Below are 20,675 nucleotides of genomic sequence, written 5' to 3' on the forward strand. Positions count from 1 at the left end.
AAGTAAAAGTTATCAGAACTAAAATGGTTGAAATTACTTTTTCTAATTTATTTCCTTATCTCATATACATATAAAGATTTGCAAGAAAAGATTTAAATTGTTTTTCTAATATCCGAAAGATATGAAATTAAATTACTGGCCAGAATACATACTTCATTCCAATATTTATCGATGAAAATGAGGAGGGAAACTGTGACATATATCGGAAAAAGTGTTTATCGGAAAGAATCCCTTGAAAAAGTGACAGGAAAAGCAAAGTATACAGCAGATTACTTAGCAAGTGATGCATTACATGTGGAGATGGTAAAAAGCTCGTATGCCCATGCGACTATTCGTTCAATTGAAATAGCTGAAGCCAAAAAGACAGAAGGGGTAAGAGCAATCATCCTTGGAGATAATTTACCTTTGATAGGAGAAGAAGTAATTGATCGACCTCCACTTGCTGTCAATAAAGTTCGATATTATGGAGAAGTCATTGCCTTAGTTGTCGCAGATACAATCCCCATTGCAAAGAAAGCAGCCCAACTTATTCACTTCGAATATGAGCCCCTGACAGTTGTTAATTCTCCATTACAAGCACTAGAGAAAGATGCACCACGCCTTCATGACAATTTACTCGATTACAAGAAAGACGAAGGGATTTATCCTGTGGAAGGAACAAATATTATCAATCACACAAAGATTAGAAAAGGAGATGTAAAAGCAGGAATGAAGGAAGGGGAAGTGATAGTTGAATCCCATTTTTCTATTCCGATATCTGATCATTCTTCTATGGAAACAAGAGCAGCACTGTGTGAAATTGGAGAAAGCGGAATCGTCCGAATTGTCACAAGCTCACAGGCACCTTATATGGTGAAAAAAATTATCAGTAGAGATTTTAAGGTGGAAACAGGAAAAGTAGTCGTAGAAACGCCATTTGTAGGTGGAGGTTATGGTGGAAAAGCTTCTGTTCACTTAGAAATATTTGCATACCTTGCATCAAAAGCAGTTGGTGGGAGAAAAGTACGTGTATTTAATACGCGTGAAGAAGATTTAACGGTTTCCCCAGTACATGTTGGCTTAGAAGCGACGGTTCAGCTTGCATGTACAGCGGAAGGCAAGCTGACTGCTGCAAAATTGAAATATGTATTTGATGGCGGAGCATATGCAGATAAATCGCCTCATCTTAGTACAGCAGGGGCAGTAGATTGTACAGGACCATATAAAATCGATCATGTCTGGTGTGATGCTTTATGTGTGTATACAAACCATCCCTATGCATCCCCATTCAGAGGATTTAGCCATGGAGAAGTCCATTTTGCTTTTGAAAGAGCGATGGATATGCTTGCGAAAAAAATAGATATGGATCCTCTATATTTCAGAAAAATCAATGTCATTCACCCAGGTGATACGACTCCGACACAAGTAGTTTTAACGAGCAGCAAAATAGGAGATGTAGAAAAATGCATAGATCGCTTAAGGGAATTAATGGAGTGGGAAAACGGTCAATTGGAAGCAATCTCTCAAAATATGGTCCGTGTAAAAGGAATCTCATGTAGCTGGAAAAACTCAACAATCGGTCCAGCAGTTAGTTCTGGAGTAGTGCTCACCTTTAATTCAGATGGAAGTATCAATCTAATGTCTGGATTAGTCGAAATAGGCACAGGAACGAAAACGGTATTAGCACAAATTTTAGCAGAGCAAATGAAAATGAGTGTGGATCGAATACATGTACGTATGGCTGTTGATACACAAACAGTACCAGAGCATTGGAAGACAGTAGCAAGTAGAGGAACGTTAATGGCAGGGAGAGCAGTGATGGCTGCAGCAGATGATGCCATTCGTAAACTGAAAAAAATGGGAGCGATTGTCTTAAGGGTTTCAGAAGATGATTTAGATGTAGCGAATGAAACGGTATTCTTACGAGATAACCCGAAACAATTCGTGCCATTTAAAGACATTGTGTATGGATATACCTATCCAAATGGAAATTCAATTGGCGGACAAATCATTGCAAATGGTAGTTACACACTGACAGGTTTAACTAATTTAGATCCAGAAACAGGTGCAGGAAATCCTGGTCCTGAATGGGCAGTAGCAGCACATGGAATCGAAATTGAAATGGATAGGAAAACATTTCGGTACAAAATTCTAAAAGCAATTACGGTCGTTGATTTAGGAGAAGTCCTTAATTACAAGGCAGCTCTTGGGCAAATAAAAGGAGCCATGAGTATGGGTATTGCCTGGGCAGGCAGGGAAGCTTTTTATTTTGATGAAATTGGTAGAGTTCTAAACCCCCAATTGAGAACCTATCGACCTTTAAGATTTGGTGAACATCCGCAATATGAAGTCGATATTATAAAAACACCTCACTTAGAGGCACCATTTGGAGCAAGGGGAGCAGGGGAACATGGGTTGGTTGGCATTCCGGCGGCGTTAGGAAATGCCCTTTCGCATGCCATAAACACTGAATTGAAAAGTCTCCCACTTACACCAGAAGCTATTTGGAGACAATGGAAGGAGGCACATAATGGCATTTGAATATAAACAAGCTTCCACCATGGAACAGGCAATGCAAATATATACAGAAACAAAATCGCAAAATAGACATCCAGCCTATTATGCGGGCGGTACAGAAATTATTACGCTAAGAAGAATAAACCAATTAAATGTGGATGTCACAATTGATATAAACAAAATAGCGGCATGCAATGTTCACCAGATGGAAGAAGAATACCTTGTAATCGGTTCCTGTATCACATTGACAGAAGTAGAAGAAAGCAATTATTTTCCCTTATTAACAATGGTTTGTAAAGAAATTGCGGATCGAACAGCAAGAAATAAGATTACGGTTGGTGGAAATATTTGTGGTGAAATCTTTTATCGAGAAGCAGTACTGCCATTCCTTTTAACAGATAGTGTGTTGGTGCTTGCAAATGAATCTGGAATCAGAACAGAATTTATCCATCATGTATTTGAGGGAAAATTATTGCTTCAGACGGGAGAATTATTGGTGCAGGCTTTTATTGAAAAACGATATTTGACTCAAGAATATATAGCAATAAAAGTGAGACAGCAGTGGGAGACAGGGTATCCATTAATTACAGTAGCTGCCTTAAAGCTGGATGGTCAAATTAGAGTAGCCATCAGCGGATTATGCCCTTTCCCGTTTCGAGCATTTGAAGTGGAGCGCATAATAAATAATCAAAGCATGAGTAGAGAAGAACGAATCGATTTAGCATTAGCCCATCTCCCTTCCCCTATCCTTAACGATGTCGAAGGTTCAAATGAATACCGATTATTTGTACTTTCTGACCTTTTAGAAAAAATAATTGATCGATTGGAGGGAGTGTAATTGGCGGAAAGTAGACAAAATTTAGTAATCGTAAAACTGCGGATAAACGAGGAAAACCATTCAGTAGTTATTCCTTCATCGAAAACATTACTTGCTACATTGCGCGAAGACCTCTATTTAACAGGTGCGAAGCCAGGTTGTTTCAACGGAGATTGTGGTGCTTGCACCATAATTATGGAAGGGATGCCGATGAAATCTTGCTTAATGCTCGCAGTGGAAGCACAAGGCAACGAGATTATTACGATAGAAGGACTGAATAATAGTCCCCTTCAACAAATATTTATCGAAGAATTTGCTTTTCAATGTGGCTATTGTACACCTGGATTTATTATGAATGGTCATGCACTCCTCCTTAATGAAGCTATTCCTAATAAAGAAAAGATTAAAGAATGGCTGGAATCCAATATATGTCGCTGTACGAGTTATGAGGAAATCGAGAAAGCGATTTTAAAAGCCATCGCTAATCGAAACGGATAAGGAAAATACCTCCTGCATAGCGAACGAAGTATGCAGGAGGCTGAAAATTACATTTTTTGCTGCTTATTTTGGCTATTTAACGCATCTTCTTCCATCGTTTCAGCCATTCCATATAAACCATTCATTTCTTGTTCATCTGCATCCAATCCTAATTTGTTTTGCTGCTTTGTGTCTTTCGCATTGGGATCTTTCATCGTTTTCTCTCCTTTCAAGATTCATTGCTTAGTTTGTGGAAAATGAATAATATTATGTGATAAATAGAACATTCTTATCTAGAAAGATGCTTTTTTATGGTTTCAAAAACTGCTTTTAAGAAAATACCTAGAACAATAAAGCCAATAAATGACTTTGTATGGGACCAATTTTCCCCTAATACGAACATTTTCCTAAGCATAAATAATGGCTCAATAATATAGGAAAATAGGATGGACCAGCATAACGTGGCGAACAAAAAATTTTTCCACGTGCTAAAATATTGATATACAAGCATAGCGGTGATAGGGATTACGACCAAATTAGCAGGAATAAGCGGGGTAATGATGGGGAGTAATTTGTCCGGATAGCTCCATAAGAACATCTCTGTGCCCATAATATCTAAGAGCATGCATAAAATGGCACATACCATTCCATAACAAAATATTTCAAAATAACGTTTTTTATCTACTACTCTCCAAAAAATAAAATATGGAATTACTGTTGATAGGAAAAGTATCCACCAATTAAAAGAAAATAAATCATGCTGAAACCAATGCTCAATGGACAGATGAAATAATTTTTCTTTTTCGTTATCAATTTCTACATTACTAGGGATGTGCAATAAAAAAAAATTTATATATCTCACCACTTTTACTCCTCCTAAATGGGTAATAAAAAGGAAGATTTTATTAAATTAGTATGAATCAAAAATAGAAAATTATTAGTTTTTTTATGTATACATAAATTTACCAAATGAGGGGAAGTTAGAGAGTATTAAAGGTGGGGATATGGGATGAAGAAAAAGTGGAAAAAATACAAGGTATATATCATTGGATTATTCTATATTTTGTTTATTAATGGATTAATTGCAGCGAGCTATATAATTGGATTTAAAGAATTTAAAAAACTAATCAATTTTTAACAAAAATCATCACCAAAGTCACTTTTCATCGTAATGTTTCCTATAGGAATAGGATAAGGTATGGAAAAATATGATGAAAGGGTAGGGGGGGGTTAAATAGCAGTCGTACGTGTTAATGATGCGGATATTGACTTATTGGCAAGACTTCTTCGTGCAGAAGCAGAGGGAGAAGGAGAATTAGGCATGTTATTAGTTGGGAATGTAGGGATCAATCGAATGAGAGCAGATTGTTCCGATTTCAAAGGTCTTCGCACTGTAAATGATATGGTTTATCAAGCCCATGCATTTGAAGCAACAACAAAAGGCTATTTTTATCAACGACCAAGAGAAAGTGACCGAAGATTGGCAAGGAGAGTAGTAAACGGAGAATCCTTTTGGCCAGCAAAATATAGTTTATGGTATTTTCGTCCTCCAGGTGATTGTCCTAATACCTGGTATAATCAACCACATGTAGGAAGATATAAACTACATTGCTTTTATGAACCAACAGCAGAAGAATGTGAAAATGTTTATAATACATTCTAAATGGAATAATTAGTTAAAAGGAGTCCTCTTTAGTGAAAAGGACTCCTTTTTTGTATGCTTATTAAAAGCTATAATTCCGATTCATTTAAAGAATTTGAGCTTTATAGCAATTAATGATATATTTTAAATTATTAAAAAAAAAGGAATATTCAGGGAGTGTCATGCGTTGTCATTAGAAAATGTTCAAATTCATTTAAGTAAATGGAATAGAGAAAAAGATATTCAAGTATTTCAAACGTCTAGCGCTACTGTCTTAGAAGCAGCTGAAACATTAGGGGTAGAGCCAGAAAGAATCGCCAAAACGTTATCTTTCCGGAAAGATGATGATGCCATATTAATAGTTACAGCAGGGGATGCGAAAATTGATAACAAAAAATTTAAGCAAATCTTTGCAGAAAAAGCAAGGATGCTAGCGCCAGAAGAAGTATTGGAAAAAACAGGCCATGCAGTTGGTGGTGTTTGTCCTTTTGGGTTAGTAGAAAATTTGCCTGTCTATATGGATGAATCACTAAAACGATTTACCACTGTGTTCCCAGCATGTGGAAGCAGTAATTCAGCGATCGAATTGACCAATGAAGAGCTATATATATATAGCAATGCAGTTGATTGGGTAGATGTCTGTAAGGGATGGGAATAAAAGGAATCTCCATCTATGAGCATAAATGATACATAGAAAAGGCTTGTCCAAAAATGGGACAAGCCTTTTGCGTGCTCTTATATTCTTATATTCTTATATTCTTATATTGAGAATTATTATTGAATATGACGATATACGCCAATTACTTTCCCAAGAATGCTTACATTACGAAGAATGATTGGTTCCATTGTACTGTTCTCAGGCTGAAGGCGAATAAAGTCGCGTTCTTTAAAGAATCGTTTAACCGTAGCTTCATCTTCCTCTGTCATTGCAACAACAATGTCTCCGTTGTTAGCAGAATGCTGTTGTCTAACGATAACATAGTCACCATCTAATATTCCTGCTTCAATCATACTTTCTCCCATAATTTCTAGCATGAATATTTGTTCATCACTTGGTGCTAGTCTTTCCGGTAACGGGAAATATTCCTCGACATTCTCGATAGCAGTGATAGGCAACCCCGCTGTAACTTTTCCGACTACAGGTACATTAATAATATTATATTTTGGTATATTGCTTTCTTCTAAATCCAATATTTCAATAGCTCTAGGTTTTGTTGGATCACGACGGATTAATCCTTTACTCTCTAATCTTGCTAAATGGCCATGAACAGTTGAACTGGATGCAAGTCCAACAGCCTCTGCAATTTCACGAACAGAAGGTGGATATCCTTTTAGCTTTACTTCTTCTTTTATGTATTCTAGTATGTCTAATTGCCTCTTTGAAAGCTTCTGCATTATACGCACCTCGTTATATTATTCTTGTACTAATTATAGCACGTTCTATATAAGGATACAAACATAAGTTCTGTTTTATTGTTGACAGGAAACGTGTGTTCGTATTAAACTAAATTCATAAACGAACATATATTCTAAAAAGGTGGAATTATTTATGTCTAAATTGTGGGAAAAATATTCTTATACTATTATTCTTTTAATTTGTGGTTTTATAGCGTGTATAATGATTGTGGCGAATACTGGAGAAACAGATTCTAGCAAATATGTGTCAGTTACGGTGAAAAATGGAGAAACTGTATGGCAATTATCTAATGAATATGCAGGTACGTATAATATGACAAAAAAACAATTTATCAAATGGATAGAAGAGCACAACAATATAGCTGCTAATAATATTAAAGTTGGGGAAGAATTGGTCATCCCAGTAAGAGTAGAGGACCATCAATTAATGTTAGCTGCAGAATAATAGAAAGGGAATCTAGCAAGTAATGAAAAATAATAAGAATGCAATCATTTATTGTAGAGTAAGTACAGATAAAGAAGAACAGACAACGTCTCTTAAAAGGCAAGAAGAGGAATTATTAGAATTAGCAAGTAAAATGAACTTTCATGTAAAGAGAACCATCTCTGAAAGAGCAAGTGGATACGATCTCGATAGAGAAGGACTGCTTGATCTCTTATCCATGATAAAAGAAGAGGAAATATCGTCGATTTTAATTCAGGATGAAACAAGATTAGGGAGAGGAAATGCAAGAATTGCTATTCTTCACTGCATTTTAAAGGAAAATATTAAGCTTTATAGTATTTCTTCATCAGGAGAGCTTACTCTTTCAGAAGCCGATACGATGGTTTTACAGATTGTTAGCATAGTGGAAGAATATCAACGGAAAATACATAATTTAAAGATAAAAAGAGGCATGAGAAGAGCTGTAGAAAATGGGTATCGCCCAGACAAGAATTTAAAAAACTTAGGGGATCATTCAGGTCGACAGAAGTTAGATGTTCCCATAGAGGAAATCGTAAAACTAAAGCAAAATGGGTTAACATTTACAGAAATAACCTCCACTTTAAAGGGACTTGGATATCATTTTTCAAAGGCGACTATTCATCGCAGATATCAAGAATATATGGAGAAGCTATAATAGGAAAGACTAGATTACTTCTATGCTATGCTTAAAAATAGGAATGTACATGTATTTATGATATAATAGATTTTCAATTAGCCAGTTCATTTTTATAGACTGAGCTTTTTATTTTTGCTTTTATAAATAACCACCTTTAGTCCATACATGTAAACACAGCAAAAGTAAATGAAGAAGACTATTAAACAGAAATCATATACTATTTCTATAAAGGAGTTTAAAATGTTTCCTAAAAATAAACTTGATCGCATAAATGAACTTGCAAAAAAGAAAAAAGAGAAGGGCCTAACACATGAAGAAGCAAAAGAACAAACTAAGCTCCGTGGTGAGTATTTGAAAAATTTCCGTTCCACAATGGTAAATACGATTGAAAATGTAAAGATTTTTGATCCAAAAGGTAATGATGTAACACCACAAAAAGTGAAAGATATACAAAACAAAAAAAAGATGCACTAAGTTTCATGCTCGCGTCCTAAATAAAGGGCTGTTGTTTATGAACGAAGAAAAATATATAAAGTAATCTTTATGAAAAAATCTTAACATACGTTGTTAAGGTTTTTTTTTATGTTTTCTATTGGAATTTATGGGTAAAATACGAAATAAATGTCGAAAGTATATAGTGGTGCTTATTTTCTTAGTTTATTGGAGAAAAAGAATCTTTTAGGCATAATTATTATTTGAAAATGAGAGGATGTTGAATAGTGAATACAAAGCTTGACCATTTATCGATTGCTTCGATTAGAACTCTATCCATTGATACAATTGAAAAAGCAAAATCAGGTCATCCAGGAATGCCGATGGGAGCAGCTCCGATGGCGTATACCTTATGGACATCTTATATGAATCATAATCCTAAAAATCCTGACTGGTTTAATCGTGATCGCTTTGTGTTATCTGCCGGACATGGCTCTGCATTACTGTATAGCTTATTGCATTTATCAGGCTATGACTTAACCCTTGACGACCTAAAACAATTTAGACAATGGGGAAGTAAGACTCCAGGGCATCCTGAATATGGACATACTGCTGGGGTTGATGCTACAACAGGTCCTCTTGGACAGGGAATTGCGATGGCTGTGGGGATGTCGATTGCAGAAAAACAATTAGCGGGAGTTTACAATAAAGATAACTATGCAATCGTTGATCATTATACATATAGCATTTGTGGGGATGGCGATTTAATGGAAGGGGTATCTGCTGAAGCTGCTTCTCTTGCTGGACATCTAAAGCTAGGCAAATTAGTTGTAATGTATGATTCCAATGATATTTCTTTAGATGGCGATTTAGATAAATCCTTCTCCGAGAGTGTGGAACAGCGATTTAAAGCATATGGTTGGCAGTATATCCGTGTAGAAGATGGAAATGACACAGATCGGATCGCAAAAGCACTTGAAGAAGCGAAAAATGATCAAACGAAACCAACGTTAATTGAAGTGAAAACGATAATTGGATTTGGTGCGCCTAATAAAGCCGGTAAATCCCTTGTTCATGGCGCTCCCCTTGGTGCAGATGAACTTAAGCTAACAAAAGAAGCATATAATTGGACATTCGATGAAGATTTTTATGTTCCAGATGAAGTATATAATCACTTTAAAGAGTCTGTTGCTGTACATGGCGAGAACAAGGAAAAAGAATGGAATGAGCTTTTTTCAAGCTATGAAAAAGAATATCCAGAACTTGCAAAACAATTAAAAGCTGCATTAGCAGATACCTTGCCCGAGGGTTGGAATCGAGAAATGCCAGTTTATGAAGAGGGAAGCAGTTTAGCAAGTCGTGCATCTTCAGGGGAAGTAATCAATAGTATTGCAAAAAATCTTCCATTCTTAATTGGTGGTTCCGCCGATTTAGCAGGAAGTAATAATACAATGATAAAGGGAGAGAAAGATTTTACACCTGAAACTCCAGAAGGTAGAAATATTTGGTTTGGAGTAAGAGAATTTGCGATGGGAGCTGCTTTAAACGGAATTATGTTGCATGGTGGCTTAAAAATATTTGGCGGAACATTCTTTGTTTTTTCCGATTATTTAAGACCTGCCATTCGTCTTGCAGCACTAATGGGATTGCCTGTAACCTATGTATTCACCCATGATAGTATTGCAGTAGGTGAGGACGGCCCAACTCACGAGCCTGTTGAGCAATTAGCTTCATTAAGAGCGATGCCAAATCTATCTGTCATTCGACCAGCCGATGGGAATGAGACAGCTGCCGCTTGGAAAATTGCTCTAGAGTCTAAGGATAAGCCAACAGCATTAGTGTTAACAAGACAAAACTTACCGACGATTAAAGGTACAAAGGATAGTGCTTATGAAGGGGTATCAAAGGGTGGCTATATCATCTCTCCTTCAAAAGCAGAAACGCCTGATGCCCTATTAATTGCAGCAGGTTCAGAAGTTGGCCTAGCGGTTGAAGCCCAAAAAGAATTAGAGAAAGAAGGAATAAATGTTTCAGTCGTTAGTCTACCAGCATGGGATCGATTTGAGCAGCAATCCAAAGAGTATAAACAAAAAGTATTGCCAAAAACAGTGAAAAAAAGATTAGCGATTGAAATGGGAAGCTCTCTTGGTTGGCATAAATATGCAGGGGACGAAGGAGATGTACTCTCCATAGAAACCTTTGGAGCATCTGCGCCTGGAAATGAAATTTTAGAAGAATACGGATTTAGCGTGTCTAACGTAGTGAAGCGATTAAAAGCACTGTTAGAAAATTAAATGGTGCAGGATGGCTGTGTTTACTATCAGTCCATCCTACTTTCTCTGATTCGACAAAATAAGTCTGTTTTTTTTACACCTTGAGACACATCTTGAAATAAACCTTCTTTATAATAGAAGGAAAAGAAGTGGACAGGTTGGTGAAGGTGAAGTATGAGAAGATATCAATTGTATTTAATAAAAGAAAAGGTCGCCATTCATTATAACGGTAGAGAACGCTTGTTTTACAATTTATTTTCGGACCATACTAAAACAGACGATGAACAATTAAAGAGAATTCTTCAAAAACAGGTTGATTTTATCACACTTCCTATTTCCAAATGGATGATGGAAAATCAATTATATGCCGATCTGCAGCAAAATAAAAGCTTTCAATTAAAAGATGGAGTTTTTTATATTGATAATGGAAATTTAAGCAAAGCATCGTTAACAGTGGAAGAGAATTATTTATCGATAGAAGCAGATGGCTACTATGATGCAGAATCTATTTTCTTTGAAATTATTCGCAAACATGAGCCTTCTTTTTTAGCCATTGATGTAGAAAATGGGAGATTCGGCTGGTTAAAACCGATAAAAGAAAGAAATTTTGTGTAAAATGGAGAAATTCTGTAACAGATATTGTATAATATTATCTGGTCTAGTACACTAAAGTATAGACAACATGAAGGAGGAAAAAAGATATGCCTTGGTACGCTTGGTTAAGTATTGTCGTAGCCTTAATCGCCGGTATTGTTATCGGATTTTTTATTGCGCGTAAATACATGATGAACTACTTAAAGAAAAACCCACCAATTAATGAGCAAATGTTAAAAATGATGATGATGCAAATGGGAATGAAACCTTCTCAAAAGAAAATCAATCAAATGATGACAGCGATGAACAAGCAACAAGGAAAATAATAGGACGAGCTCCGTTGGTAACAAGGGGTGACATCCTATTCTCTTGGTTGATTAGATAGCAATCATTCGTTTTTATAACGTGATTATTAGTGATAGATGAAACAAACATAGAAGTTTTAAGTGAAATTGGTTAATCTGTCATCAAACTAGTTAAAACCGCCTATTCTGTTGGAAACTAAACCAATAGGAAGGTGGTTTTTTGTATTAGATTCACAAAAAAATTATTAACAAAAATCAAGAGTATCGAGCGATGAAACATTATCTACAAGAGAAAAAAGGAATTACTGTGTAAGATTTTATAACAGTACATGATGTAAAAGCTTATATTAGAAGCATACAATTAGAGGGTTTACAAGCTCAAATTATTGTTTCAATGTTTAAGATCACAGAGCATTCCTCTTAGGGTTTGAATCTAAAAAATATGAAGAGAAGATTGCTAGAAAAGTTGAATCGCTTTAGTTACCTTTCTCGAACTAATAATACAAATATATTAATGATTTTGGTATATCGATTTTTGGTGAAGGAAGTGGTTTAACTTTTTTTCAGATGCAGAAGTTATAGGATTACAAGCTACTGAGAATTTTCCAAACGTGACTGAAGTTATTGATTTACGTGTATGTTGTAAGGGAATCTTTATTCAACAGCTAGAGTATATATAATTTCGCACAAAGAACGTATTGAAGAGTTAGTAGATACAATTAAAAACATTGTTGAAAATGCTTAGGACGGGTTTTAACTCCTGGCTTATTTATTTTTCCAAAAACCTCGATAATTGACAAAATATTCTTTATTTCAAATTATTTTGTTTTGTCAATGAGAAAATATCCCAATGAATTTCTTCTTCCGAAGAGGAATATATGGTACAATATAGGCAATAAAGTATAGTAATAACTTCTTTTAAGGTGGTGTTACTATATGGATAATAGGGAGGAAAAAGACATGGCAACAGTCGTAAAAAAAGAAGACCAAGTATTAGACTTCATGGATGATCTTCAAGACATTATTCAAAAAACAATTAGTGAAAAAAATCTAACTCCTGATGAAATTAAAAAAGCATTAGATTATAAAAGAAGATGACGAAAAAGTATAAAGTAGTTATTGATACAAACATTTTCATTCAAGGATGGTTTTATGGTAATTCAAATTGCCAAACTATTCTTAAACTAATAAGAGATAATAAAATATATTTAGGTTTTTCACAAGATAGTATAGGCGAATTATTATATGTTACTAAAAATTTCGCTAGAAAATTTATCGATGATAAAAATGATAGATTGAAAACTTTAAATTACATTTCAAAATTATTTTATTATGGTAGTTCAGTAAATATAGCAGATATGGATGATGTTTCTGAGATTAAAGATAAAACAGATTTAATGTTTGTGCAATGTGCCATAGGTTATAACGCAGACTTTATTATTTCAAATGACTATAAAAGCGGCATGTTCGATGTATCACAATATTCATTCAATGTTCTTTCTGCTGAAGATTTTATCGAATTAATTAATGAAATATGAGAAACCCTCTCCTAAATTTATACTGATTGCTAAAAGTTATAATAAAGAATTTAACTTTTGAGGTTAGTACAATTGGTGAAGGTCTGTTTATTTTAGATAGGAGAAAAGGTGAATATACCACATTCCACCTATCTTTTTCTCTTAATTCAGACCAAAAATATGAAAAATATAGATGCAACTATTTAAAAGATGAAATGAAGGATTCCTTTTTGGATTATTTAAAAAGAATGTAAATAAATTAAAAAAAGGCTCCTCGGCTTAAGTTTTGTGGGGTCTAAAGCTTGCTCTACTTCCAGCAGGAGTCGACCGTCCTCCGCTCCATTTCACTTCATTTTTAAACCTTTTTCTAAAATATAAATACGAACGATTATGTAAACTAACCGCATAATCGTTCGTATTTATTGTTAGCTGCAATGTTTATGTCCCAACCTTAGTTGCAGTAGGGATAGATGTCCATTCTGATAGAAGCTTTATTTTATATTTTTAACAACAGCCATTTCTTTCCCAAATCTATCTCCATTATCAATAAACCCCAAACTGGAATACAAAGAATGGGCTGCTTTATTTTCGGGATGATAGCCAACCACAATTTTTTTGAGATCAGGTATTTTTCTCATTTCCGCTACCATTAATAAAGTGGCTGCTTTTCCTATCCCTTGTCCTTGGAAATCTTTATCAATCATGATTCTATATATCCAATGTCCACCAAGTTCTTCGATTGAAGAATTGAACATTAAAAAACCTACTACATTCTCTTCATAATAGATAGCAAACGGATTCAAAGTTGGTGCAAATTTAGATTGAGCGATAGATATAGCATTTGGTTCCATAAATTTTGCTTGTTCCTCTGATAAGTTTAATCCACAGCATGTATACCAATTATCAGCATTCAGTTCTACAATTTTTACTTTGGCAGTATTCATCATTTTTTCCCCTTTTCAAATTTGGGGAATCCTAAATAGTTTTGTTAATTAGGCATATTCCCCTTGGAATCGATATGATTAAATTGCTTGTTTGTCATAATGAACGCCTCCTTTAACAAATTTGATTTCTAAATAAACAACCTTTTTATTATAACATATATACAGAAAATTAATTTAATTAAATTTTTTTAAACCATATTACAAAAGATGAGTTATTCGAACATTTATTCCTTTTTGTATTGACAGCTAACAATGGCGATATTAAACTAAATTTATATACGAACACATATTCGATTAGGGGGAGAGACGGGAAATAGACAAAACATTATCGAGAAATATAAAGCAACATACACACTAGATAAAAAGACGATTAATAAAGTAATATCATCCTAAAAGAACTAATATTTTTACTCCATTAAATATTTTGAAAATATAATAAAATTTCTTTCCAGTTCCTAAATATTTTGCTAAACTAATGAAGGGTATTTTTACATAATTAGTTTCCAACAGACAAGAGGTGTATAAGTTTGAAAGTTTTTTTCGATTTAAAATGGTATTTTATGCAGGAGAAGAAGGCATATGTTGGAGGAGTTTTCCTGTTGATTTTAGTTGCAGTTCTGCAGCTTATTCCTCCAAGAGTAGTTGGTATTGTAGTTGACCATATTCAAGGAAGGACGTTGAATTGGTCCATTTTATTACAGTGGTTAGGAATTCTAGTTGCATCAGCTATAGCCATGTATGTGCTACGTTATTATTGGCGAGTGATGATATTTGGATCAGCTGTCAAGCTTGGAAAATTATTGAGGAATCAATTATATAGTCATTTTACAAAGATGTCCCAGTCCTTTTATCAGCGAAATCGCACGGGGGATTTAATGGCACATGCAACAAATGATGTTCAAGCTATCCAGCAAACAGCTGGGCAGGGAGTGCTTACACTAGTTGATTCATTAGCAACAGGCGGATTTGTTATTATAGCAATGGCTACAACCATAAGCTGGAAACTTACGCTTATTTGTTTATTACCCATGCCTTTAATGGCAATATTGACTAGCTATTATGGCTCATTAATACATAAATATTTTCATCAAGCACAGGCTGCTTTTTCTTCTTTAAATGATAAGACACAAGAAAGTATTTCGGGAATAAAGGTATTAAAAACATTTGGGCAAGAAAAAGAAGATATAGAAGATTTTCGTAAGTCCTCTCTTGATGTTGTAGATAAGAATATTAAGGTGGCTCGTGTGGATGCGTTATATGATCCGACCATCTCTATTATTGTAAGTATCTCTTTCTTTTTAGCGATTGTTTTTGGCTCTCGTTATGTTATTAATGGTGAACTCAGTTTAGGACAGCTTGTTTCCTTTACTACCTATCTGGGACTACTGATTTGGCCAATGCTTGCATTTGGATGGCTCTTTAATATTATGGAAAGAGGGAGAGCGTCTTACGACCGAGTTACTGCGTTGCTTGAAACCAGAGTTGATATTATCAATAATCCAGCAGCTATCAAGACTCCTCCAGCAGGAGACATTATGTACGATTTGAAAAAATTTTCCTATAACAAGAAAGTAGACGTTCTACAAAACATCCAATATCATTTAAAACGAGGGCAGACACTTGGAATAGTAGGGAAAACTGGGGCTGGGAAAACAACACTCTTAAAATTGTTATTTAGAGAATATGATCATTACGATGGAAAGATAATGATTAACGGGACAGAAATAAAACAAATAGATATAGATGCATTAAGAGTTTCGATTGGGTATGTACCACAGGAGCATTTTCTCTTTTCCGCTAGTGTAAGAGAAAATATTGCTTTTACAAATCCGAATGCTTCTGAGAAAGAAATCCATGAGGCTGCAAGGTTGGCAAATATTCATGAGGATATCCTTATGTTTACAGATGGCTACGACACAGTTGTCGGAGAAAGAGGAGTTTCCTTATCTGGTGGTCAAAAACAACGGATTTCTATTGCAAGAGCACTTCTGATGAATCCAGAAATTCTTATTTTAGATGATTCCCTTTCAGCGGTGGATGCAAAAACCGAGGAAACCATTTTAACAGCCCTGAAGGAAAATAGGGAAGGGAAAACAACGATCATTACTTCACATCGATTAAGTGCAATTGAGCATGCAGACCTTATCATTGTATTAGATGAGGGGCAAATTATTCAAAGTGGGGACCATCAAAAGCTTGTGAAAGAAAATGGTTGGTATAAAGAGATGTACCATCGCCAAGCTTTAGAAGTAATGGTCAGCATGGGGGATACAAATGGATAAGACAATTAAATTGACGAGTGAACAACAGCGAAAAGTATTGTTTCGTTTATTGCGTTATATTAAACCACACAAGAAAGCGGTAATGATTGCTTTCGCTCTTCTAATTTTATCAACATTGGGAGAACTTGCAGGACCGTACTTAATTAAAGTATTTATTGATGATTATTTAACACCACGAAATTTAGAATTACAGCCATTAGCGGTATTGGGCATAACCTATATTCTTATTCAAATAATGAATGTCGTAATTATGTATTTTCAATTGTTTAAGTTTCAAGAAATAGCGTTATACATTATCCAGCAGCTTCGAGTTGATGTATTTTCAAAAATTCATACACTAGGACTACGCTTTTTTGACAAAATTCCCGCTGGAAGTATTGTTTCGCGAGTTACGAATGATACAGAGGCAATTAAAGATATGTTTGTTAGCGTTCTTGCGACTTTTATTCAAAGTGGATTTATGATATTTGGCATCGTAATCGCGATGTTTGTGTTAAATGTAAAGCTCGGTGCCATTTGTTTAATTTTACTGCCGATTCTTGGATTTATTATTTATACGTATCGAAAGTATAGTGCTAGCTTTTATCAGGATATTAGAGAACGATTAAGCCAGTTAAATGCGAAACTTAGCGAATCTTTACAGGGAATGAATATTATTCAAGTATTCAGACAAGAAAAAAGATTAAATGCGGAGTTTGATGATATTAATACAAAGCACTATAAAGCAGGAATGAAGAATATAAAGCTTGAAGGTTTATTGCTTAGACCAGCAATAGATCTAGTCTATGTCTTAGGTCTAATTCTTGTGTTAAGTTATTTTGGAATATCTTCTTTTACGAATCCAATTGAAATCGGTGTATTATACGCGTTTGTTAGCTATTTAGACCGTTTTTTCGAACCTGTAAATAATATGATGATGCGTTTATCGCTATACCAACAAGCAATTGTATCTGCGTTTCGCGTATTTACTATTTTGGATGAGGAAGATTTAGAGCCAACTCTTGTGCCCGATAGCAAGAATAAAATTGAAAATGGAGTTATTGAATTCAAAAATGTTACATTTTCCTATGATGGCAAACAAGATGTATTGAAAAATATTTCCTTTACTGCTCGCGAAGGAGAAACTGTTGCATTAGTAGGGCATACCGGAAGTGGAAAAAGCTCGATTGTTAATCTACTTATGCGGTTTTATGATTTTGGAAAAGGGGATATTCTTATTGACGGCAAATCGTTAAAGACCTTCAGCAAGCATGAACTCCGCGAGAAAATGGGCTTGGTACTACAAGATCCGTTCCTCTTTTATGGGACAGTAAAGGATAATATCCGTCTATATAATAGGGAAGTTCGGGACGAAGAAGTAATCGAAGCGGCAAAATTTGTGCAAGCGAACCAGTTTATAGAAAAGCTAGAGGATCAATATAATCATAAAGTGGTGGAAAGAGGTTCTGCATTTTCTAGCGGACAGCGCCAACTTATTGCGTTTGCGCGCACAATCTTGACCAATCCGAAAGTCTTGATTTTGGATGAAGCAACCGCAAATATTGATACAGAAACAGAAGAGGCAATTCAGTTTGCCTTATCAAAAATGCGTAAAGGTAGAACAACAATTGCAATTGCTCATCGTCTTTCTACTATTCAAGATGCGGACTTAATTCTTGTCCTTCATAAAGGAAATATTGTTGAAAGAGGTAATCATCAGCAATTGCTTCAGCAAAAGGGATTGTATTATAAAATGTATCTTCTTCAAAATGGAGCGGCAGATTCTATTGAAGAAACGGTAGAGCATCAAGTAGAACTTACTTAAAATAGCAAAAAGCCTTTTAAGCGAATAAAAAACCGAAGATTTCCGCAGTATTTGCGGTTAACTTCGGTTTTTTTGCTTAAACATTCCATTGCTCTTTTGATTTTCGAAAGTTAGGAAATTCTTTTTTTAGATTCATTTCATTATATTTATTTAGTAATACATCTAATTCTTGACTGCATATAATGGCTGAGGACGATGAAAAACCATGTTTCATAGCAATTTCAATTAGCTCTGACCGTTTTAATTCAATTTGAGTTAGTAATTGCTTTTTTAGCATGGTATATGGTCCTTTCCGTATATTAATCCTGATAACTCTAATAGTTGTGAAATCGTTAGGAAACATAGTTTGATATTAATTTACTCATACAAGATAGTAGGAAGTATCCCCACTAATGCAAGTTTCTATTTTTTTGAAAATGATTTATTTAATTATATCTATTTTTGGAAGTAAATGCAAAAATATTGAAAAGTACATAAACAGATTGAACAAGCATATAGTTAATATATGGGAGAAGGTGAGAAATAAATAATGGTTGATATAAATTTATTTATAGCTTTGGGTGCAGGTTTTTTAAGTTTTATTTCTCCATGCTGTTTACCATTATATCCAGCATATTTATCCTATATTACTGGAATGTCAATTGGGCAGCTTGAAAAGGGAAGTATCATTAAAAATGCTAGCTTTTGGCATACACTATTATTCCTTTTAGGGTTTTCACTTATTTTTATAACGCTCGGTTTCGGTTCGTCCTTCATAGGGACATACTTTAAGACATATCAAGAAGAAGTTAGAAAGATAGGATCCATTCTTATTATCTTGTTTGGTCTCATGATAATTGGGTTATGGCAGCCTAAGTGGTTGATGAAAGAATATCGTTTTTCCTTTAAAACAAGACCAACAGGGTATCTTGGCTCCTTTTTAATCGGTTTAAGTTTTGCAGCAGGCTGGACTCCATGCAATGGTCCAATTCTAGCAACAGTTTTATCATTAGCAAGCCTTCATCCAGAAACGAGCTTACTATATTTAACAGCCTACATTCTTGGATTTGCTTTTCCGTTTATCTTATTGTCTTATTTTGTCTCACATTTGAACAAGCTAAAAAAGTATAGTCATTATTGGATGAAAATTGGTGGTTATTGTATGATTTTAATGGGTATATTGTTATATATGGATGGAATGAAATGGTTAACACGCGTCATTTCACCAATATTTGGCGATTTTCAAGGCTTTTAATAGTCTTATGTTCCTGTATAATGATAGTTAAAAAGTAGGATAGAAAATTCGTTTAAAATCTCAAAAAGTTAGACACATACATGCCATGGTTTGTCATATATTATGACAAAATAGATTGAAATTATCATAAAGATTCGCTATATTGAAATAAGGGATAGTAAATAAATTTATATTAATAGATTTTTTGTTTTTGGGTGTTGAGGAGGAAGCAAGATGGCTAGAATATTGATTGTGGATGATGCAAAGTTTATGAGAATTACTCTCTCAAATATTTTAACTAAATCAAATCATGAAGTAGTTGGTGAAGGAGAAAACGGGAAAGAAGCAGTAAGATTGTATCGTGAATTAGATCCGGATTTGGTCACAATGGATATTACAATGCCAGAGATGAGCGGATTGGACGCTGTTAAAGAAATAAAACAAGAATTTCCGCAGGCAAAAATAATTATGTGTTCTGCAATGGGGCAACAAAAAATGGTCGTTGAAGCAATTGAAGCAGGTGCAAAGGATTTTATTGTAAAGCCTTTTGATGATACACGTGTACTAGATGCAATAAATAGAGTTTTAAAATAACGATTGTGTAGTATTAAAGGATATGTTTATCGTATCCGTTTTTTTTTGCCTTTAATTAGACACTGTTGTTCTATAAAAAATGGACAGAGGACTAATCTTGATGGTAAGATTAAAAATATTATTATGAGATAAAAGGTAAGTAAAGGGGTTTTTTCTATGGCTTCTGTCATAATTTCAACATGTATCGCAGTGTTTATGGGTGTCTTTTTTATGGTGTTAAGAATGAAAGCGGCTACGAAGCCAGTTTCACCAAAAAAGATTATTCTTCCTCCATTTTTTATGAGTACAGGTGCACTTATGTTTGTTTTTCCTTATTTTCGGATTACTGGACAGGAAATTTTGGAAGCAGCCATTGCGGGAATATTATTCTCATTTCTTTTAATTAAAACAACAAAGTTTGAAATTAAGGATCAGGATATATATTTAATTAATTCGAAAGCATTTGTCTATATTTTATTTGGACTATTAGCCATTAGAATTGTTGCTAAATTTATTTTAAGCAGTTCAATTGATGTGGGACCATTAGGAGGCATGTTCTGGATGCTAGCTTTCTGTATGATAGTACCTTGGCGAATTTCTATGTATTTCAATTACAAGAAGCTGGCAAAAAAATTAAGCACTGTCCATTAAGGTAAATATCGCTAAACTAGCAGGAATTCATGTGTGAATTCCTGCTAGTTTTTTATGTTGGAGTAAATCTGTAACGATGGAAAAAATTTTTTTACTAAAAAACTATCTAGTAAAAAAGTCTTAATTGCTAGTATAA

At 34.5% G+C, this 20,675-nt stretch carries 24 protein-coding genes; 19 read left to right on the plus strand and 5 right to left on the minus strand.

Going from position 1 to position 20,675, the window contains the following annotated elements; translation table 11 throughout:
• Positions 1 to 192 precede the first annotated feature (192 nt).
• From ACWNMZ_RS23760 to ACWNMZ_RS23770, 3 genes are read left to right on the plus strand one after another with little or no spacing between them, the layout of a single operon-like run.
• Positions 193 to 2,520, plus strand: a complete 2,328-nt coding sequence (locus ACWNMZ_RS23760; RefSeq protein ID WP_251630096.1) for a xanthine dehydrogenase family protein molybdopterin-binding subunit — start codon at positions 193 to 195, stop codon at positions 2,518 to 2,520.
• Positions 2,510 to 3,334, plus strand: coding sequence for an FAD binding domain-containing protein (locus ACWNMZ_RS23765; protein WP_251630095.1), 825 nt, complete (start codon positions 2,510 to 2,512; stop codon positions 3,332 to 3,334). Before ACWNMZ_RS23760 ends, ACWNMZ_RS23765 begins: the two co-directional genes overlap by 11 nt.
• A complete protein-coding gene (locus ACWNMZ_RS23770; protein ID WP_251630094.1) occupies positions 3,335 to 3,811 on the plus strand; it encodes a (2Fe-2S)-binding protein in 477 nt (158 codons plus the stop codon). It abuts the gene before it with no gap.
• A gap of 47 nt (positions 3,812 to 3,858) precedes the next feature.
• Here the strand turns inward: ACWNMZ_RS23770 and ACWNMZ_RS23775 are convergent, their stop codons facing one another.
• Positions 3,859 to 4,005, minus strand: coding sequence for a DUF4021 domain-containing protein (locus ACWNMZ_RS23775; RefSeq protein WP_231512600.1), 147 nt, complete (start codon positions 4,003 to 4,005; stop codon positions 3,859 to 3,861).
• 74 nt (positions 4,006 to 4,079) lie between these two features.
• The gene (locus ACWNMZ_RS23780; RefSeq protein WP_251630093.1) at positions 4,080 to 4,652 is read right to left on the minus strand and encodes a CBO0543 family protein; all 573 of its coding nucleotides are present in this window, start codon (positions 4,650 to 4,652) and stop codon (positions 4,080 to 4,082) included.
• A 147-nt stretch (positions 4,653 to 4,799) separates the two neighbouring features.
• On the opposite strand from ACWNMZ_RS23780, the gene ACWNMZ_RS23785 reads away from it, so the two are divergent.
• The 3 genes from ACWNMZ_RS23785 to ACWNMZ_RS23795 all read left to right on the plus strand — a co-directional run bounded on the left by ACWNMZ_RS23785 (position 4,800) and on the right by ACWNMZ_RS23795 (position 6,090).
• A complete protein-coding gene (locus ACWNMZ_RS23785; RefSeq protein WP_268817968.1) occupies positions 4,800 to 4,928 on the plus strand; it encodes a hypothetical protein in 129 nt (42 codons plus the stop codon).
• Between the two features lie 96 nt (positions 4,929 to 5,024).
• Positions 5,025 to 5,453, plus strand: coding sequence for a cell wall hydrolase (locus ACWNMZ_RS23790; protein WP_251630097.1), 429 nt, complete (start codon positions 5,025 to 5,027; stop codon positions 5,451 to 5,453).
• 166 nt (positions 5,454 to 5,619) lie between these two features.
• On the plus strand, positions 5,620 to 6,090 hold the full coding sequence (locus ACWNMZ_RS23795; protein ID WP_251630092.1) for a YbaK/EbsC family protein: 471 nt from the start codon (positions 5,620 to 5,622) through the stop codon (positions 6,088 to 6,090).
• 116 nt (positions 6,091 to 6,206) lie between these two features.
• Here the strand turns inward: ACWNMZ_RS23795 and lexA are convergent, their stop codons facing one another.
• Positions 6,207 to 6,827 (minus strand): transcriptional repressor LexA, encoded by a 621-nt coding sequence (gene lexA, locus ACWNMZ_RS23800; protein WP_031540276.1) that lies wholly within the window; start codon positions 6,825 to 6,827, stop codon positions 6,207 to 6,209.
• 154 nt (positions 6,828 to 6,981) lie between these two features.
• Here lexA and yneA point away from each other — a divergent pair, with 154 nt between their 5' ends.
• The 8 genes from yneA (at position 6,982) to ACWNMZ_RS23840 (ending at position 13,093) form a co-directional block, all read left to right on the plus strand.
• Complete coding sequence (gene yneA, locus ACWNMZ_RS23805) at positions 6,982 to 7,293, plus strand: cell division suppressor protein YneA (protein WP_251630091.1); 312 nt, start codon at positions 6,982 to 6,984, stop codon at positions 7,291 to 7,293.
• Positions 7,294 to 7,315: 22 nt separating this feature from the next.
• Positions 7,316 to 7,969: a YneB family resolvase-like protein gene (locus ACWNMZ_RS23810; protein WP_251630090.1), complete on the plus strand. Its 654-nt coding sequence runs from the start codon at positions 7,316 to 7,318 to the stop codon at positions 7,967 to 7,969.
• 222 nt (positions 7,970 to 8,191) lie between these two features.
• Positions 8,192 to 8,425: a DUF896 domain-containing protein gene (locus tag ACWNMZ_RS23815; RefSeq protein ID WP_251630089.1), complete on the plus strand. Its 234-nt coding sequence runs from the start codon at positions 8,192 to 8,194 to the stop codon at positions 8,423 to 8,425.
• Between the two features lie 245 nt (positions 8,426 to 8,670).
• Complete coding sequence (gene tkt, locus ACWNMZ_RS23820; RefSeq protein WP_235249517.1) at positions 8,671 to 10,677, plus strand: transketolase; 2,007 nt, start codon at positions 8,671 to 8,673, stop codon at positions 10,675 to 10,677.
• A 153-nt stretch (positions 10,678 to 10,830) separates the two neighbouring features.
• The gene (gene sirA, locus ACWNMZ_RS23825; RefSeq protein ID WP_251630088.1) at positions 10,831 to 11,271 is read left to right on the plus strand and encodes a sporulation inhibitor of replication protein SirA; all 441 of its coding nucleotides are present in this window, start codon (positions 10,831 to 10,833) and stop codon (positions 11,269 to 11,271) included.
• Positions 11,272 to 11,357: 86 nt separating this feature from the next.
• Positions 11,358 to 11,576, plus strand: a complete 219-nt coding sequence (locus ACWNMZ_RS23830; RefSeq protein ID WP_016205025.1) for a YneF family protein — start codon at positions 11,358 to 11,360, stop codon at positions 11,574 to 11,576.
• Positions 11,577 to 12,515: 939 nt separating this feature from the next.
• The gene (locus ACWNMZ_RS23835) at positions 12,516 to 12,653 is read left to right on the plus strand and encodes a hypothetical protein (protein WP_155986794.1); all 138 of its coding nucleotides are present in this window, start codon (positions 12,516 to 12,518) and stop codon (positions 12,651 to 12,653) included.
• The gene (locus ACWNMZ_RS23840; RefSeq protein ID WP_251630087.1) at positions 12,650 to 13,093 is read left to right on the plus strand and encodes a putative toxin-antitoxin system toxin component, PIN family; all 444 of its coding nucleotides are present in this window, start codon (positions 12,650 to 12,652) and stop codon (positions 13,091 to 13,093) included. The genes ACWNMZ_RS23835 and ACWNMZ_RS23840 overlap by 4 nt, the downstream gene beginning before the upstream one ends.
• Before the next feature lie 470 nt (positions 13,094 to 13,563).
• Here the strand turns inward: ACWNMZ_RS23840 and ACWNMZ_RS23845 are convergent, their stop codons facing one another.
• Positions 13,564 to 14,016, minus strand: coding sequence for a GNAT family N-acetyltransferase (locus ACWNMZ_RS23845; RefSeq protein ID WP_251630086.1), 453 nt, complete (start codon positions 14,014 to 14,016; stop codon positions 13,564 to 13,566).
• A 527-nt stretch (positions 14,017 to 14,543) separates the two neighbouring features.
• On the opposite strand from ACWNMZ_RS23845, the gene ACWNMZ_RS23850 reads away from it, so the two are divergent.
• Both ACWNMZ_RS23850 and ACWNMZ_RS23855 read left to right on the plus strand, forming a co-directional pair.
• A complete protein-coding gene (locus tag ACWNMZ_RS23850) occupies positions 14,544 to 16,298 on the plus strand; it encodes an ABC transporter transmembrane domain-containing protein (RefSeq protein WP_031537591.1) in 1,755 nt (584 codons plus the stop codon).
• Positions 16,291 to 18,102 (plus strand): ABC transporter ATP-binding protein, encoded by a 1,812-nt coding sequence (locus tag ACWNMZ_RS23855; RefSeq protein ID WP_031537592.1) that lies wholly within the window; start codon positions 16,291 to 16,293, stop codon positions 18,100 to 18,102. Before ACWNMZ_RS23850 ends, ACWNMZ_RS23855 begins: the two co-directional genes overlap by 8 nt.
• 76 nt (positions 18,103 to 18,178) lie before the next feature.
• Here the strand turns inward: ACWNMZ_RS23855 and ACWNMZ_RS23860 are convergent, their stop codons facing one another.
• On the minus strand, positions 18,179 to 18,445 hold the full coding sequence (locus ACWNMZ_RS23860) for a Spo0E family sporulation regulatory protein-aspartic acid phosphatase (protein WP_449598937.1): 267 nt from the start codon (positions 18,443 to 18,445) through the stop codon (positions 18,179 to 18,181).
• A 186-nt stretch (positions 18,446 to 18,631) separates the two neighbouring features.
• Between ACWNMZ_RS23860 and ACWNMZ_RS23865 the strand changes: the two genes are divergently transcribed.
• The 3 genes from ACWNMZ_RS23865 to ACWNMZ_RS23875 all read left to right on the plus strand — a co-directional run bounded on the left by ACWNMZ_RS23865 (position 18,632) and on the right by ACWNMZ_RS23875 (position 20,539).
• Positions 18,632 to 19,336 carry a cytochrome c biogenesis CcdA family protein gene (locus ACWNMZ_RS23865; RefSeq protein WP_031537594.1) on the plus strand — a complete coding sequence of 235 codons (705 nt, stop codon included), beginning with the start codon at positions 18,632 to 18,634 and terminating at the stop codon, positions 19,334 to 19,336.
• Positions 19,337 to 19,549: 213 nt separating this feature from the next.
• Entirely contained in the window at positions 19,550 to 19,909 is a 360-nt protein-coding gene (locus tag ACWNMZ_RS23870) for a response regulator (RefSeq protein ID WP_031537595.1), read from the plus strand.
• A gap of 156 nt (positions 19,910 to 20,065) precedes the next feature.
• Entirely contained in the window at positions 20,066 to 20,539 is a 474-nt protein-coding gene (locus tag ACWNMZ_RS23875) for a CcdC family protein (RefSeq protein ID WP_031537596.1), read from the plus strand.
• Positions 20,540 to 20,675: the final 136 nt, after the last annotated feature.

Source organism: Niallia sp. Marseille-Q9988, from assembly GCF_976954375.1.